The sequence below is a fragment of the Stenotrophomonas sp. YJH_SMC_65 genome, from assembly GCF_059369475.1.
This window is the reverse complement of sequence record NZ_JCAFSR010000008.1, coordinates 17525-31509: the sequence shown is the minus strand read 5'-3', so window position 1 is coordinate 31509 and position 13985 is coordinate 17525. Positions and strand designations below refer to the sequence as shown.

Here is a 13985-nt window from a genome sequence, read left to right as displayed (position 1 = left end):
TGCGGCGGCCCGTCTCGCTTTTTGTCACTTTGTGACGCGGGCCGTCACCGGTTCCGTAGAGTGCAACCTGGACCGGGTGAAATGCAAGACGGTTCAGCGCTCAACTGTGCGCTGCGTCCCACGATCCATGTTGCGCCACGGGGAACCGTTCATCCTCGGCGCGCTCGGCGCCGGGGTCGGACGGGCCGGCGGTGGCGGCGCCGACGGCTGGATGTTCGACTGCGGCGGGCGACGCATCGAGTCCATGTTCCGCCACGGCGAACCGCCGTTGTACGACGGCCGCGGCGGCGGCGGCGGACGGTTCTCGCCACCGTTGCCGGGCGGGCGCGGTGGCGGACGGTGGTTGTGCGGCGGGCGGTAGATCGGGCGCGAGTAGTACGGATTGCCATAGCCGCCGTAGTAGCCGCCATAGCCGCCGTAGTAAGGGTAGCCGTAGTTGTAGGGATAGCCGGCCGGGTAGCGGTACTCCACCGACGGCGCACCGTGGTAGTAGCTGCCGCTGCGGCCACCGCCGACATAGTCGTAGGTGGTGCAGCCGGTCAGGGCCAGCAACAGGCCACCGGCAAGCATCAGGCGCGTTTTCATGGTGGGTCCCCCCAGAGGACGGGTTGTGCAGTCAGCTTCGTGCGCAGGCGTTGAATCGGCCCTTAACTTCACTGGCCAGGATGAATGGAGGTGAAGGCCCTCATGCTGGCATGACCTGTGCCGGGGTCGCCAGCGTGGGGCCATACGTTAATCTTGCGTCATGAGCGATTCACTGTTGCCCCGTGCCGACGATGTCCTGGCTGCCGCTGCGCGGATCGCGCCGCACGCCAGCGTGACCCCGGTGCTGCGCTCGCGCACGCTTGATGCGCTGGCCGGCGCGCAGCTGGCGTTCAAGGCCGAGCACCTGCAGCGCGGCGGCGCATTCAAGTTCCGCGGGGCCTGCAACGCGGTGTGGTCGCTGGATGCCGATCGCGCCCGTGCCGGCGTGGTCACCCATTCGTCCGGCAACCACGGCGCTGCCCTGGCCCTGGCCGCGCGCACCCGTGGCATTCCCTGCCACGTGGTGGTGCCCGAAGGTGCGGTGGCGGCCAAGCTGGCCAACATCGCCCGCCACGGTGCCACGCTCTGGCGCTGCCCGCCGACCATCGCCGACCGCGAGGCCGCCTGCGCCAAAGTACAGGCCGATACCGGCGCGACCCTGGTCCATCCCTATGCGGACCCGGCGGTGATGGCCGGGCAGGGCACCGCGGCCCTGGAGCTGCTGCACAGCGACGGTCCGTTCGACGTGCTGGTAGTCCCAGTCGGAGGGGGCGGCCTGGCCAGCGGTACCGCCCGGGCCCTGCAGTTCGCCAGTCCCCAGACCCGGCTGGTGCTGGCCGAACCGGCCGGTGCCGACGACACCGCGCGCTCGCTGGCCGCAGGCGAGCGCCAGGGCGCGTTCACCCCTGACACCATCTGCGACGGCCTGCGTACCCTGATCGGCGCCCCCAACTTCGCGCTGCTGCGCGCGGCCGGCGTCGAGGTGATCGTGGTCGACGACGCCGCCACCATGGCCGCGATGCGCCTGCTGTGGGAGGTGCTCAAGCAGGTGGTCGAGCCGTCCTCGGCCACCGTGCTGGCCGCGGTGCTGGCACAGCCGCAGCGGTTCGCCGGCCTGCGGGTGGGCCTGGTGCTGTCCGGTGGCAATGTCGACCTGCCCGCGCTGCGTTGGGGGGCGCCTTGAGCCGCGACGGGCACCGGCCCCGCACCGGCCTGCTGGGCTGGCTGTGGCGGCTGTTCGTGCTGCTGGTGGTCTGGCTGCTGGGCGTGACCGCCTGGATCGTCTGGGTGGGGGAGCGCGACCAGGCGGCCAAGGCCGACGCCATCATCGTGCTCGGTGCGGCGGCCTATGACGCCAAGCCGTCGCCGGTATTCGAAGAACGCATCCGTCATGGCCTGGATCTCTATGAAGCCCAGTACGCGCCACTGCTGATCTTCACCGGCGGCTACGGTGGCACCGGCGCGCGCTTTTCCGAATCGCAGGTGGCGCGGCGCTATGCGCTCAAGCATGGCGTGCCGGACGATGCGATCCTGATCGAGACCGCCTCGCGCAACACCGTGCAGAACCTGGTCGAGGCCAAGCGGCTGATGGACCAGCGCGACCTGCACCGGGTGATCATCGTCAGCGACCCGTTGCACATGGCGCGCGCGCTGCGCCTGAGCAAGGCGCTGGGCATCGATGCGCTGGCCTCGTCCACGCCCAGCACGCGCTTCCGCAGCTTCCACACCAGCTGGCGCTTCCTGGTGCAGGAAATCTATTTCTTCCACCGCGACCTGGTGCGGCCGCCGCTGAGTTCGCCGGCCAACACCTGAGGCGGAAACCTGATCTGGGCAGACGCCCATCGTGGAATCGTGAGGTTGCCGGCCAGCGGCCGGCACGACCGGGCGATCAGGTCTGCTTCCGCCGGATCGGAATCGCCGACACCGGCACCGAGGCCACGTCGTGCCCGCCTTCGCGGATCGGTGCGCCCGGGTCCGGTGCCCAGGCGTGGGCATAGATCACTTCCCAGCTGCTGGGCAGCTTGCCGTCGGCGCGTCGCATCGGTTCATACGCCGCTGCCGCCGCGGCGAAGCGGCCACGCCCGGTCAGCGTGTGGCGGCGGTCCACCCGCGCATTGGTCGCGCCCATCGCGCGCAGCTCCCGCATCAACGAGGGCAGGTCGTCGTAGGTCAGGGTGAACAGGTCGCGGTCCAGCACCGGGTCGCGGAAACCGGCCATCATCAGCGCATCGCCGAACTGGGCGATCTGCGCGAAGCGGCTCACGTGCGGGCGGTCATCGGCGGCCGCGAACGCTTCGTTGAGTTCGACCAGCGTGTCCGGGCCGAAGGTGGAGCACAGCAGCAGGCCGCCGGGCTTGAGCACGCGGCGGAAGCCGGCAAACACCGCCGGCAGGTCGTCCACCCACTGCAGGCACAGGTTGCTGAAGATCACGTCCACGCTGTTGTCGGCCAGCGGCAGCGCGGCGGCGTCGCCGCACAGGCGCTGGAACGGCTTCCACCAGCCGGCCTGGCGCTTGGCCTGGTCCAGCATCGGCAGCGCCACGTCCAGCGCGATCACCTGCGCCTTCGGCCAGCGCTTCTTCATCAGCGCACTGGCGTGGCCGGTACCCGCGCCGATGTCCAGCACTACCTCGGGCTTGCGTGCCTCCAGGTAGTCCAGCGATTCCACCAGCCGCGCCTGCACCTCGCGCTGCAGGGCGGCGGCGGCGTCGTAGCTGTTGGCGGCGCGGGCGAACGCGCGGCGGACATGGCGGGCATCGAAGTGGGACGGCATTGCGAAAGTCTCTTAGAACGTACCGGGGTAGGCGCCGCCGTCGATCAGCAGGTTCTGCCCGGTGAGGTAACCGGCCTGTGCGCTGCACAGGAAGGCGCAGGCCGCGCCGAATTCATCCGCCGTGCCGAAGCGGCCGGCCGGGATCTGCTGGCGGCGGCGTTCGGCCACTTCGGCAGCATTGCCGTCCTTGCCCGCACTGTGGGCGAAGTTGGCGCGCAGGCGGTCGGTGTCGAACTGGCCGGGCAGCAGGTTGTTGATGGTGACATTGTGTGCCACGGTGCGGCGCGACAGCCCGGCGACGAAGCCGGTCAGGCCGCTGCGCGCGCCGTTGGACAGCGCCAGGATGTCGATCGGGGCTTTCACCGCCGACGAGGTGATGTTGACGATGCGGCCGAAGCCACGCGCGATCATCGCGTCCACGGTGGCGCGGATCAGCGCGATCGGCGCCAGCATGTTGGCGTCCAGCGCGGCGATCCAGTCGTCGCGCTCGAAACTGCGGAAGTCGCCCGGCGGCGGGCCACCGGCATTGGTGACCAGGATGTCCACCTGCGGGCACGCGGCGAGCGCTGCGGAGCGACCGGCCTCGGTGGTCACGTCGGCGGCGACCACGCGGACTTCGGCGGCGCCGGGCAGGGCGCGCAGCGCTTCGGCGGCGGCCTGCAGCGCAGCCTCACCACGGGCCACGATCACTACGTTGACGCCCTCGCGCACCAGCGCACGCGCGCAGCCCAGGCCCAGCCCCTTGCTTGCGCCGCAGACCAGTGCCCAGCGGCCGTTGATACCCAGATCCATGCATCAATCCTGCGGAATGAGGAAGGCGCTCATTGTCCGCCATCGGCCGGTGACAGGCCGGCAACGAAGTGTTGCAGGGCGGCGGCCACCTCGTCGGCATGGCCGAGGAAGGGCGCATGGCCGCCGTGGGCGATGGTCAGCGCCTGCGCACCGGGGGCCAGTGCCGCGGCGGCCTGCATTGCCGCCGGAGACACCAGCCGGTCACGCTGGCCGGCGATCCACAGGCTGGGCTTGGCCAGCGTCGGCAGTGCGCCACGCAGGTCGGTGCTTTCCAGCAGGCGCAGGCCTTCCAGCAGGGCGCGTTCGGTGGGTGCACCGCGCTCGACCAGGCGCTGGCGCAGCGTGCGCAGCTCCTCGCGGGCGTGTGCCGAGCCCATTACATCCAACGCCAGGAAGCGTTCCAGGGTGCCACCGAAGTCGGTGGCCAGCTCGCGCCCGAACTGCTCGAACACCGCCGGCTCCACCGCATGCGGCCAGTCGTCGCCACGCACGAAGCGCGGCGTGGCCGCGATCATCGCCAGCCCGCGCACCTTCGGCAGTGTCGCGGCGGCGTGCAGCGCGAACAGGCCGCCCAGCGACCAGCCGCACCACACCGCAGGCGGCGTGGCCGCGGCAATGGCATTGACCACGAACGGCAGGCGCAGCGGCGTGGTGTCCTCGCGGCTGTGGCCATGGCCCGGCAGATCAACCAGATGCAGGGTGAAGTGATCGGCCAGACGTTGCACCAACGGCGCGAACACGCCGCCCTGCAGGGCCCAGCCATGGATCAGTACCAGGTCCGGCCCCTGGCCGGTGACGTCGATATGCATGGGGAAACGGCAACAGGCTCAGGCGAAGACAGGCAGCGGCGGTGGCGCGGCCTCACGCGCGGCCAGGTTGACGCGATCGCGCGCGCTGGCAATGGCTTCGACCAGGCCACGCACCTGCTCGGGGGTGTGCAGCGCGGACAGCGTGACGCGCAGGCGCGCCTTGCCTTCGGGAACCGTGGGCGGGCGGATCGCGCCGACCAGCCAACCGGCCTGTTCCAACGCCTGGGACATCGCCACGGCGCGATGGTCATCGCCACACAGCAGCGGCTGGATCGGCGTTTCCGAGGCCATCAGGTCCAGGCCATGGCGGCGGGCTTCGCCGCGGAACAGCGCGATCAGATCGGTCAGTTTCGAGCGCCGCCAGTTGTCACGGCGCGCCAGGCGCACCGCTTCCAGTGCTGCGGCGGCCAGCGCCGGCGGCATCGCAGTGGTGTAGATGTACGGGCGTGCGGTTTCGGCCAGGTGCTCGACCAGGTCGTCGCGGCCCAGCACCAGCGCGCCGGAACCGCCCAGTGCCTTGCCCAGCGTGACCAGCTGCAGCGGCACATCGTCCACGCCCAGCCCGGCGGCGGCCACGGCACCACGGCCATCACCGACCACGCCCACGCCGTGCGCATCGTCCACATAGAACAGCGCCTGCTGCAGGCGTGCCACCAGCGACAATGCACGCAGCGGTGCGATGTCGCCATCCATGCTGAACACACCGTCGGTGGCCAGCATCGCCGCGCCATCGGGCGCGTGCTTGAGCTGGCGCATCGCGCCTTCGGCGTCGAGGTGCGGATAACGGCGCAGGCGCGCACCCGCCAGCCGCGTCGCATCGAGCAGGCTGGCGTGGTTGAGCTTGTCCTGCACGCACACATCGTTCTCTTCGCCCAGCAGCGCCTGCTGCACGGCCAGGTTGGCGGCGAAGCCACTGCCGAACAGCAGCGCGCGCGGGTAGCCCAGCCACTCCGCCACTTCGCGCTCCAGTGCCTCATGCAGAGCGTGGTGGCCGCAGACCAGATGCGAGGCGCCCGCGCCGGAGCCTTCGCGTGCGGCCGCATCCTGCAATGCGTTGACCACGCTGAACTGCTGGGCCAGGCCCAGGTAATCGTTGCTGCAGAAGCCGGTCAGCCACTGGCCGTCCACCTCCAGGCGGACGCCATCACGACGGCTGACCGTGCGCCGCGTGCGGCGACGGCCTTGGGCATCGCGCAGGGCGCGTTGGGCGTGGAGGCGGGCGGTCAGGTCGGGGCGGGCCATGGCGGCTGAATGCGGCGACGGGGCGGCTAGGGTAGCGCGTTGCCGCGGCGCCTGCTTGCGGCCCGTCTCAGGCCGCGTGAGCGCAGCCACAGGCGGGCGCATCGGCGCTGATATCAGCGTGCACGGTGCCGCCGTGGTCGTGGCCCTCGGCATCCACCTGCACCGCCATCGGCTGCAACCCCAGCCGCGCGAACAGGGCCAGGTCGTGCTCGCTCTCCGGGTTGCCGGTGGTCAGCAGCTTGTCGCCGTAGAAGATCGAGTTGGCACCGGCCACGAAGCACAGCGCCTGCAGTTCGTCGCTCATCGCCTCGCGACCGGCCGACAGCCGCACCATCGAACGCGGCATGGCGATGCGTGCCACCGCGATCATGCGCACGAACTCGAACGGATCCAGTTCGGCACTGCCATGCAGTGGCGTGCCCGCCACCTGCACCAGCCTGTTGATCGGCACCGAATCGGGATGCGCCGGCAGCGTGGCCAGCGCCAGCAGCAGGCCCACGCGCTGCGCGCGCGTCTCGCCCATGCCGACAATGCCGCCGCAGCAGGTTTTCAGACCGGCATCGCGCACGTGCGCCAGCGTGTCCAGGCGGTCCTGGTACTGGCGCGTGTGGATGATCGAATCGTAGTAGTCCGGCGCGGTGTCGAGATTGTGGTTGTAGTAGTCCAGGCCGGCGTCCTTCAGCGCACGCGCCTGCTCGCCACTGAGCATGCCCAGCGTGGCGCAGGTTTCCAGGCCCAGCGCCTTCACCCCGGCGATCATCGCCGCCACCTTCGGGATGTCGCGGTCCTTCGGCGATCGCCACGCGGCACCCATGCAGAAGCGCGATGCGCCGGCAGCCTTGGCCTGGCGTGCCTTGGCCAGCACCGCGTCGGTGTCCATCAGCTTCTGCGCGTTCACCCCGGTGCTGTAGCGCTGTGCCTGCGGGCAGTACGCGCAGTCTTCCGGGCAGCCGCCGGTCTTCACCGACAACAGCGTGGACACCTGCACCTGCGCTGGGTCGAAGTGCTCGCGATGGACTGCGGCAGCGCGGAACAGCAGCTCGGGGAACGGCAGATCGAACAGCGCCTGCAGTTCGTCGTGTTGCCAGTCGTGGCGGATGGCAGCAGCCATGGCGGGACCTTGGGTACGAGTGGAGCGAGGGCGGCAGTGTGGGTGGGTTGGTGAGCCCTGTCAACTTGATTGATTCCCATGTGGTTTACATAGGTTGACCGCCATGAATGGGCGCTACGGTGTAAGTTCATTGCTGCATACGGACGCGCGAGCACGTGCCATGAACAGCTACCAGCCCTACCCGATCCGCCGCGACGCGGTGCTGTGCAGCCTTGCCGAACTGCCCGACGGCGGCCTGCGCGTGGTGCTGGATGATCTGCGCCAGTCCGACACGCCAGGGGAGTGGAAGAACCACGTCTTCGTGACCTTCAAGGACTACCCGGCAGGGCAGCTCGATCCGGCGACGTTGCCGAAGGAGGAGCTCGAGGCTTTCGGCCACTATGTGCTGGTTCGCCTGTTGGCCATCAATGGCTGCCTGCGCGATACGGACGAGCGCTCCGACAACGATGCCCATCTCACTGACCTGGCGCGGCAGAACATCGCCGCGCTGACCAGCGAGGACATCGCCTCGATCGATGAGCAGCTGTTCTCCCTCTGCGACGGGCAGTTCCGAAAGATCGCCTACATTGTGGGCATGGCCATGTCGCTGCAGCCGAAGTGCCGATCGGGAATTCCCGATGTGTTCTATGCAGGGCGTGTACGCATGCTGGTGGAACGGGGCATGTTGCAGGCGCAGGGCGACCTCACGCGGATGGGCTGTTGCGAAGTGCGCGTCCGGCAGTAGGCTTGCGCCCACCAGGACCTGGCTGGAACTGTGCTTACATCTACCTGCTGGAAGGACACATGCTGAAGTCCATCCAGAAGATGGCGGCAGCCGAGGCAATGAAAGAAGGATGCGCATGGAACCGGACACGATGCCGCAGGGCGGAAAGCTGCTGATACTCGATCTGGATGAGACGCTGGTGCATGCCAGCGAGCGTGAACTGGAGCGAGCCGCGGATTTCCGCCTCGTCGGCTACCACGTCTACCTGCGGCCCCATCTGCAGGCATTCCTCGACTATGCCTTTGCCCATTTCACGGTGGGTGTGTGGACGTCGTCCGGGCAACTGTACGCCGAACCGCTGGTGGACCGGCTGATGCCGGGGCGTCCGCTGGCGTTCCTGTGGTCCGCGCCGCGGTGCAGCACGGCCCGTGATTGGGAAACCGGCGGTTACACCTCGCAGAAGCGGCTGGGCAAGCTGAAGCGCCACGGCTTCCGTTTGGAGCAGATGATCGGTATCGATGACACGCCCGGCAAGTACGCCAGAAACTACGGAAATCTGGTCGCGGTGCGTGAGTTCACCGGTGATCCGGCTGATGACGAGCTGGCCCATCTGCAGCTGTATCTGGAGTGGCTGCGGCAGCAGCCCAACGTGCGAGCGGTGGAGAAGCGCCGGTGGCGGGAGCGCCTGCACGCATAGGTAGCTGCACAGGGCAGGTGCTATCGGCGAGCACCCGCACTCGCGCGTTTCACCGCATCCTGCAAGGCCTGCAGCCACAATAACCGCTGCCCAACGCAAGCGCTGGCGCGCAGACTGTGCCCCATGACCGATCTCCATCGCCTCCGCGGCCGCATCACCGCGCTGGTTCTCAGCGAGGCCTGGCGCCGCCGTGCCGCGCTCTGGGGCGGCGCGGTGGCCGTGGCGTTGGTGGCCATCCTGTTCGCCAAGGCCAGCGACGCGGCCTTCCATCTGTTCCAGCGCATCACCGCGCACTCGCCGTGGTGGGCCCTGCTGCTCACGCCGGGCATCTTCGCGCTGCTGGCCTGGTTGACCAGTGGCGTGCTGAAGCCCACGCGGGGCAGCGGCATTCCGCAGGTCATCGCTGCGTTGGACAAGCCCGATGAGCCATTCCGGAAGACCAATCTTTCGCCTGCGGTCTCAGCCGGCAAGCTGCTGCTGACCTCGTTGTCGCTGCTCGGCGGCGCGTCCGTCGGACGCGAAGGTCCCACGGTGCATGTGGGTGCCAGCCTGATGTACCTGTTCGGCCGCTGGTTCGGCTTCAGGGATCCTCGCGAGCTCTCGCACTTCCTGCTGGCCGGCGGTGCAGCGGGCATTGCCGCGGCGTTCAACACGCCGCTGGCCGGCATCGTATTCGCCATCGAGGAGCTCAGCGGCCGTTTCGAGCATCGCTTCTCCGGCACCCTGCTGACGGCGGTGATCGTCGGTGGCGTGGTGTCGCTGGGCCTGCTCGGCAACTACACCTACTTCGGCCATGTGAGCGCGCGGTTGCCGCTGGGGCAGGGCTGGCTGGCGATCCTGCTGTGCGGCGTGGTGGCCGGGTTGCTGGGCGGCCTGTTCGCGCGCGCGGTGCTGGCCAGTGCGGCGGGCCGCCCGCGTTGGCTGGGCCAGCTGCGCCAGCGGCATCCGGTGCTGCTGGCCGCAGGCTGCGGCCTGGCGGTGGTGGCACTGGCTTTGACGTTCGGCGACGGCGCGTTCGGCACCGGCTACGAACAGGCGCGCAGCCTGGTGCAGGGGCAGGCGTTGGTCGGCCACGAGTTCGGGTTGATGAAGCTGCTGGCCAACCTGGCATCGTACGTGGCCGGCATACCCGGCGGCCTGTTCTCGCCCGCGTTGGCGGTCGGCGCGGGGCTGGGCCACAACCTGGCGGTGCTGATGCCGGGCGTGGATCCGCGCGCGTTCGTGCTGCTGGGCATGTGCGCCTACCTGACCGGCGTCACCCAGGCACCGCTGACCTCGGCGGTGATCTCGCTGGAGCTGACCGACAGCGGCGATCTGCTCCTGCCGATCCTGGCCACGGTGCTGATCGCGCGGGGCGTGTCCGGTCTGGTATGCCGGGTGCCGATCTATCGTGGGTTGGCGGAGGTGTTGACGGCGTCGGCCGTTGCATCAACCGGGCCTGGGCAGGGCGGACGCCTTTCCTGATCGGCAGCACCCTCTGCAGTTGCGGGCAGTCCCGACACTGCGATCGGTGCTTCGCCGATGGCCGCACATGGGCAGCGCGATGAAGCATGGGCAATGCGTATTGATCTCCTGCATTCGGCAACCCGTGTCTCCCGCGCACTGCTGGGTGTCCTGCTGCCACTGCGCTGCCTGGTCTGCGGCGATCCGGGCCATGATGATCTCGATCTGTGCCGCGCCTGCCTCGCCGGACTGCCCTGGGCCGATCGCGCCTGCCTGCGGTGTGCACTGCCGTTGCCGGATGAGGGCCTGATCGTCTGCGGCAGCTGCCGCGAGGAAGCACCACCGCAGACGGCCACCCACGCCAGCCTGCTGTACCTGCCGCCGGTGGACCAGCTGCTGCTGCGCTACAAGTTCCATCAGGACCTGGCGGCCGGTCGCCTGCTGGCGCAGTTGATGCAGCGCGCACCACCGCCCTGGTCCTGCCCGCCGCTGGTGCCGGTGCCGCTGCACCGCCGGCGCCTGCGCCAGCGCGGCTACAACCAGGCTGCCGAGCTCTGCCGGCTGCTGCCGTTGCCGGTCTGGCAGGGGCTGTACCGGCGGCGGCACACCGCACCGCAGTCCGAACGCACGGCCGAACAGCGCAGGGAAAACCTGTTCGATGCGTTCGATGTCCACGGGCCGGTGCCCACGCATCTGACCGTGGTCGACGACGTGATGACCACCGGCAGCACGGTGATGGAAATCGCCGAAACCCTGCGCTGCGTGGGCGCCAGAGAGGTGCGGGTATGGGTGTGCGCGCGGGTGCCGTGATCGCTCCCTTCATCGCCACGGGCTAGGATGAACCCGGTTCCGGATCGAAGGAGTGACCATGAATTCCCCCTTGTCTCCCTTGTTGTCAGCGGTTGGCCGCAGCTGGTGGATCCTGCTGCTGTATGGCCTGGTCGCGCTCGGCTTCGGCATCATCGCCATCGGTTGGCCGCTGTCCGCAGCCATGGCATTGGCCTGGACGCTGGGCGTGATGGCCATCATCGAAGGGGTCATCAGCCTGTTCGCACTGATCAGTGGTGGCAGCGGCGCCTCGCGCGGCTGGCTGGCGCTGTATGCCATCGCTTCGCTGGGCTTCGGCATCCTGGCGGTGATCAACCCGCTGGCCACCGCCAGCGTGCTGGTGCTGTTCCTGGCGGCGTGGCTGCTGGTAGCCGGCATCTATCGCATCGTCTTCGCGATCCGCGTGCGCAAGCAGATCCAGGGCGAGTGGCTGCTGATCCTCAGTGGCGTGCTGGCGGTGGTGCTGGGGCTGCTGTTCGCGGCCAATCCATACGCAGGCGTGGCGGTGACCACGCTGTGGATCGGCATTGGCAGCCTGCTGTACGGGCTGCTGCAGGTGCTGGTGGCGTTCAAGCTGCGGAAGCTGAAATGAGGGGCGCGCGTCCGCTCCTGCTGGGCGCGGCGCTGGTGCTGGCCGGATGCATGCCGGGTGCCACGCCCGGTGCGCTGGCAGGCAAGGATCATGCGCCGCGCGCCGGCGTGGACGTGCGCCTGAGCGCGGTCGATGCGGCTGGCAACGGCACTCCGGCGCACTGGCAAGGTGAAACCCTGGCCCTGCGCGAGCCGCCGATTGCCGGCAGTGCGGACATCGCCGATGTGCGCTACGTGCTGGACGATGCCAAGCAGCCAGGCCTGCAGATCCGCTATCGGCCAGAAGCGCATCAGCGCATCCACGATGGCACCTCGGCCCTGGTGGGCCAGCGCGCGGCGATCAGCGTGGACGGCCGCGTGCTGATGGTGGCGACGGTGAAAGGCCCCTTCGGGGAATCGATGATGCTGAGCGGGCTGCCGAGCATTGCCGAGGCGCAGGCGCTGGCCAGGCACATCACCGGTCAGTGACGGGCGCGCCAACACCACCGCGCTACGCGCGGAGGTCGACCAAGGTCGACCGCTACCGTGCGAACCGTGCCTCGATCTCCTCCAGTGACTTGCCCTTGGTCTCCGGCAGCCAGAACGCGGCTACCAGGAAGAACACGAACGTGCACGCCGCCCAGAACAGGAACATGCTGGCGTAGCCGTAGTGGCCCACCGTGGGCAGGAAGATCGCCGCGATGGTGGTCGACACGAACTGGTTGATCAGCAGGGCGATGCTCATGCCGTTGGAGCGGATGCGATTGGGCATCAGTTCCGACAGTGCCAGCCACACGCAGACGCCGGGGCCGACCGCGAAGAACGCGACGAATACCAGGATGCAGGCGGCTACCGCCCAGCCATGCGCCGGCGGCGGCACCGGGCCGATGCGGGCCTGCTCGATGCGCAGCGGTGCCTGTGCGGCCTTGGCCGGGTCGGCGAACGGGTTCAGATGCAGCTTGCGGAAGAACGCGCCGATCACACTGTCCGGCTGCACGGTCCCGGCACGCTCGATGCGCAGCTCGCGGTCGGTCAGGCTGTCGCTGCGCAGGGCGCGCACATTGGTGAAGTCACCGTAGGCGTACGACACGGTCAGCTGCATCGGCCGGCCTTCGCTGTTTATGCCACCGCCCAGGCGCTGCCACTGTGCGTCGTCCAGCACCAGCCGCAGGCCGTCGCCGCTGACCGCCGCCTGCAGTTGCGGCTGCACGTCGGCGCGGCCACGCTCGGCCTGGAAGAACAGCGTGGCGGCAGCCAGCAGGGCCACGCAGATGCCGCCGCTGCCGAGCATCAGCAGGAACTTGCGGCCCTTGCGGTCGACCAGCAGCAGCGCGACCACGGTCATCACCGCGTTGAGCAGCTTGATCGCCACGTCGGCACCGTTGGCCACCGAGCCGGACAGGCCGGCCTGATTGAGGATGTTCACCGCGTACGCCAGCACCGAATTGATGCCGGTGGCCTGGGTGCAGGCCAGCACCACGCAGGCCAGCACGAACGGCACCACGTAGCGGCGGCTGAGCAGTGGGTCGCGCTTGCCGTCGCTGCTGCTCGATTCCGGCGCCTGGATCTGTGCAAGGGTGGGTTCCACGTCGGCAGCAGGCAACACCCGCTGCAGGCTGCGGCGGGCATCATCGACGCGGCCGCGGCGCACCAGCCAGCGCGGCGATTCGGACAGCCAGAAGATGCCGGCACAGAACAGCAGGCCTGGCGCCAGGCAGCTCCAGAAGATGGTGCGCCAGGCCTGGTCCTTCACCGTGAACAGTTCCTGCGCCTGCTGCGCCAGCGGCAGCGAGCGCACGGCTTCGGCGGCGGCATCCACCGCATGTGCGTGGTACAGCCCGATCAGTGCCGCCAACACCAGGCCGATGGTCAGCAGCAGCTGGAACATCGCCGCACCGCGCCCACGCCGCTCGGGGCTGAGCACTTCGGCCAGGTACAGCGGGATCACCACGCCGATCAGGCCGCCACTGATGCCCTGCAGCAGCCGCCCGAGCAGCAGCGGCGTGTAGCCGGAGGCCAGCGCCATGATCGGAATCGACGCGGTGAACAGCAGGCCGGCCAGCAGCATCGCACCGCGGCGACCGATCAGGTCGGCGACCATGCCGGCGAACAGCGAGGACAGCACGCTGCCCAGCAGTACCGCCGCCACCACGAAGCCGAGTTGCTGGCTGCTGAGCTGCCAGGCGTGGCTGGCCGTTGCCTCCAGGTAGGGCAGGGCACCGGCGATGATGCCGATGTCGATGCCGTACAGCAGGCCGCCGAGGCCGCCGATGAAGAGCAGGTAGCGTACGGGCCAGCGCGGGGCGGTGCTTGCAGTCATCGGCAGTTCCTGTGGTAGCGCCGGGCCAGGCCCGGCGGCGGTTCGTCGCAGAGTGCATTCTGTAGAGCCGAGCCATGCTCGGCTGCTTTCCGTTCCGATATCGAGGTTCCCCATGCCGCGCTTCGCGCGGTGAGCCGAGCATGGCTCGGCTCTACAGGGAGCCCGCGCGGCA

15 protein-coding genes are annotated in these 13985 nt (G+C 69.1%); 8 read left to right on the top strand and 7 right to left on the bottom strand.

Annotation, left to right across the window (positions count from 1 at the left end):
• Positions 1–93 precede the first annotated feature (93 nt).
• Positions 94–585, bottom strand: a complete 492-nt coding sequence (locus AC5P7A_RS15605) for a hypothetical protein (RefSeq protein WP_032957537.1) — start codon at positions 583–585, stop codon at positions 94–96.
• 160 nt (positions 586–745) lie between these two features.
• On the opposite strand from AC5P7A_RS15605, the gene AC5P7A_RS15600 reads away from it, so the two are divergent.
• Both AC5P7A_RS15600 and AC5P7A_RS15595 read left to right on the top strand, forming a co-directional pair.
• Positions 746–1708, top strand: a complete 963-nt coding sequence (locus AC5P7A_RS15600) for a pyridoxal-phosphate dependent enzyme (RefSeq protein WP_014648768.1) — start codon at positions 746–748, stop codon at positions 1706–1708.
• Positions 1693–2337 carry a YdcF family protein gene (locus AC5P7A_RS15595; protein WP_049442020.1) on the top strand — a complete coding sequence of 215 codons (645 nt, stop codon included), beginning with the start codon at positions 1693–1695 and terminating at the stop codon, positions 2335–2337. Before AC5P7A_RS15600 ends, AC5P7A_RS15595 begins: the two co-directional genes overlap by 16 nt.
• Positions 2338–2413: 76 nt before the next feature.
• Here AC5P7A_RS15595 and bioC read toward each other — a convergent pair whose 3' ends face one another.
• The 5 genes from bioC to bioB all read right to left on the bottom strand — a co-directional run bounded on the left by bioC (position 2414) and on the right by bioB (position 7252).
• On the bottom strand, positions 2414–3298 hold the full coding sequence (gene bioC / locus AC5P7A_RS15590) for a malonyl-ACP O-methyltransferase BioC (RefSeq protein ID WP_014648766.1): 885 nt from the start codon (positions 3296–3298) through the stop codon (positions 2414–2416).
• Between the two features lie 12 nt (positions 3299–3310).
• On the bottom strand, positions 3311–4090 hold the full coding sequence (locus AC5P7A_RS15585; protein ID WP_014648765.1) for an SDR family oxidoreductase: 780 nt from the start codon (positions 4088–4090) through the stop codon (positions 3311–3313).
• Between the two features lie 29 nt (positions 4091–4119).
• Entirely contained in the window at positions 4120–4899 is a 780-nt protein-coding gene (gene bioH, locus AC5P7A_RS15580; protein WP_032957531.1) for a pimeloyl-ACP methyl ester esterase BioH, read from the bottom strand.
• A gap of 18 nt (positions 4900–4917) precedes the next feature.
• Entirely contained in the window at positions 4918–6141 is a 1224-nt protein-coding gene (bioF, locus tag AC5P7A_RS15575; RefSeq protein ID WP_495220318.1) for an 8-amino-7-oxononanoate synthase, read from the bottom strand.
• 67 nt (positions 6142–6208) lie between these two features.
• Positions 6209–7252 carry a biotin synthase BioB gene (gene bioB, locus AC5P7A_RS15570; protein ID WP_197605268.1) on the bottom strand — a complete coding sequence of 348 codons (1044 nt, stop codon included), beginning with the start codon at positions 7250–7252 and terminating at the stop codon, positions 6209–6211.
• A gap of 160 nt (positions 7253–7412) precedes the next feature.
• On the opposite strand from bioB, the gene AC5P7A_RS15565 reads away from it, so the two are divergent.
• The 6 genes from AC5P7A_RS15565 (at position 7413) to AC5P7A_RS15540 (ending at position 11982) form a co-directional block, all read left to right on the top strand.
• Positions 7413–7976: a DUF3658 domain-containing protein gene (locus AC5P7A_RS15565; RefSeq protein ID WP_495220317.1), complete on the top strand. Its 564-nt coding sequence runs from the start codon at positions 7413–7415 to the stop codon at positions 7974–7976.
• A 115-nt stretch (positions 7977–8091) separates the two neighbouring features.
• Positions 8092–8652, top strand: coding sequence for an HAD family hydrolase (locus AC5P7A_RS15560; RefSeq protein ID WP_197574976.1), 561 nt, complete (start codon positions 8092–8094; stop codon positions 8650–8652).
• Positions 8653–8775: 123 nt separating this feature from the next.
• Complete coding sequence (locus AC5P7A_RS15555; RefSeq protein ID WP_032957527.1) at positions 8776–10116, top strand: chloride channel protein; 1341 nt, start codon at positions 8776–8778, stop codon at positions 10114–10116.
• Between the two features lie 93 nt (positions 10117–10209).
• On the top strand, positions 10210–10905 hold the full coding sequence (locus AC5P7A_RS15550; RefSeq protein ID WP_495220316.1) for a ComF family protein: 696 nt from the start codon (positions 10210–10212) through the stop codon (positions 10903–10905).
• Between the two features lie 58 nt (positions 10906–10963).
• Positions 10964–11515, top strand: coding sequence for an HdeD family acid-resistance protein (locus tag AC5P7A_RS15545; RefSeq protein ID WP_014648758.1), 552 nt, complete (start codon positions 10964–10966; stop codon positions 11513–11515).
• A complete protein-coding gene (locus tag AC5P7A_RS15540) occupies positions 11512–11982 on the top strand; it encodes a SecDF P1 head subdomain-containing protein (RefSeq protein ID WP_180834995.1) in 471 nt (156 codons plus the stop codon). The genes AC5P7A_RS15545 and AC5P7A_RS15540 overlap by 4 nt, the downstream gene beginning before the upstream one ends.
• A gap of 52 nt (positions 11983–12034) precedes the next feature.
• Here AC5P7A_RS15540 and AC5P7A_RS15535 read toward each other — a convergent pair whose 3' ends face one another.
• Positions 12035–13813 carry an MFS transporter gene (locus AC5P7A_RS15535; RefSeq protein WP_014648756.1) on the bottom strand — a complete coding sequence of 593 codons (1779 nt, stop codon included), beginning with the start codon at positions 13811–13813 and terminating at the stop codon, positions 12035–12037.
• Between the last annotated feature and the right edge of the window lie 172 nt (positions 13814–13985).

Excerpts from the sequence above, each read along its gene's own strand:
- AC5P7A_RS15605 (WP_032957537.1), bottom strand. The coding sequence starts at position 585 with ATGAAAACGCGCCTGATGCTTGCCGGTGGCCTGTTGCTGGCCCTGACC.
- AC5P7A_RS15600 (WP_014648768.1), top strand. The coding sequence starts at position 746 with ATGAGCGATTCACTGTTGCCCCGTGCCGACGATGTCCTGGCTGCCGCT.
- bioC (WP_014648766.1), bottom strand. The coding sequence starts at position 3,298 with ATGCCGTCCCACTTCGATGCCCGCCATGTCCGCCGCGCGTTCGCCCGC.
- AC5P7A_RS15585 (WP_014648765.1), bottom strand. The coding sequence starts at position 4,090 with ATGGATCTGGGTATCAACGGCCGCTGGGCACTGGTCTGCGGCGCAAGC.
- bioH (WP_032957531.1), bottom strand. The coding sequence starts at position 4,899 with ATGCATATCGACGTCACCGGCCAGGGGCCGGACCTGGTACTGATCCAT.
- bioF (WP_495220318.1), bottom strand. The coding sequence starts at position 6,141 with ATGGCCCGCCCCGACCTGACCGCCCGCCTCCACGCCCAACGCGCCCTG.
- bioB (WP_197605268.1), bottom strand. The coding sequence starts at position 7,252 with ATGGCTGCTGCCATCCGCCACGACTGGCAACACGACGAACTGCAGGCG.
- AC5P7A_RS15565 (WP_495220317.1), top strand. The coding sequence starts at position 7,413 with ATGAACAGCTACCAGCCCTACCCGATCCGCCGCGACGCGGTGCTGTGC.
- AC5P7A_RS15560 (WP_197574976.1), top strand. The coding sequence starts at position 8,092 with ATGGAACCGGACACGATGCCGCAGGGCGGAAAGCTGCTGATACTCGAT.
- AC5P7A_RS15555 (WP_032957527.1), top strand. The coding sequence starts at position 8,776 with ATGACCGATCTCCATCGCCTCCGCGGCCGCATCACCGCGCTGGTTCTC.
- AC5P7A_RS15550 (WP_495220316.1), top strand. The coding sequence starts at position 10,210 with ATGCGTATTGATCTCCTGCATTCGGCAACCCGTGTCTCCCGCGCACTG.
- AC5P7A_RS15545 (WP_014648758.1), top strand. The coding sequence starts at position 10,964 with ATGAATTCCCCCTTGTCTCCCTTGTTGTCAGCGGTTGGCCGCAGCTGG.
- AC5P7A_RS15540 (WP_180834995.1), top strand. The coding sequence starts at position 11,512 with ATGAGGGGCGCGCGTCCGCTCCTGCTGGGCGCGGCGCTGGTGCTGGCC.
- AC5P7A_RS15535 (WP_014648756.1), bottom strand. The coding sequence starts at position 13,813 with ATGACTGCAAGCACCGCCCCGCGCTGGCCCGTACGCTACCTGCTCTTC.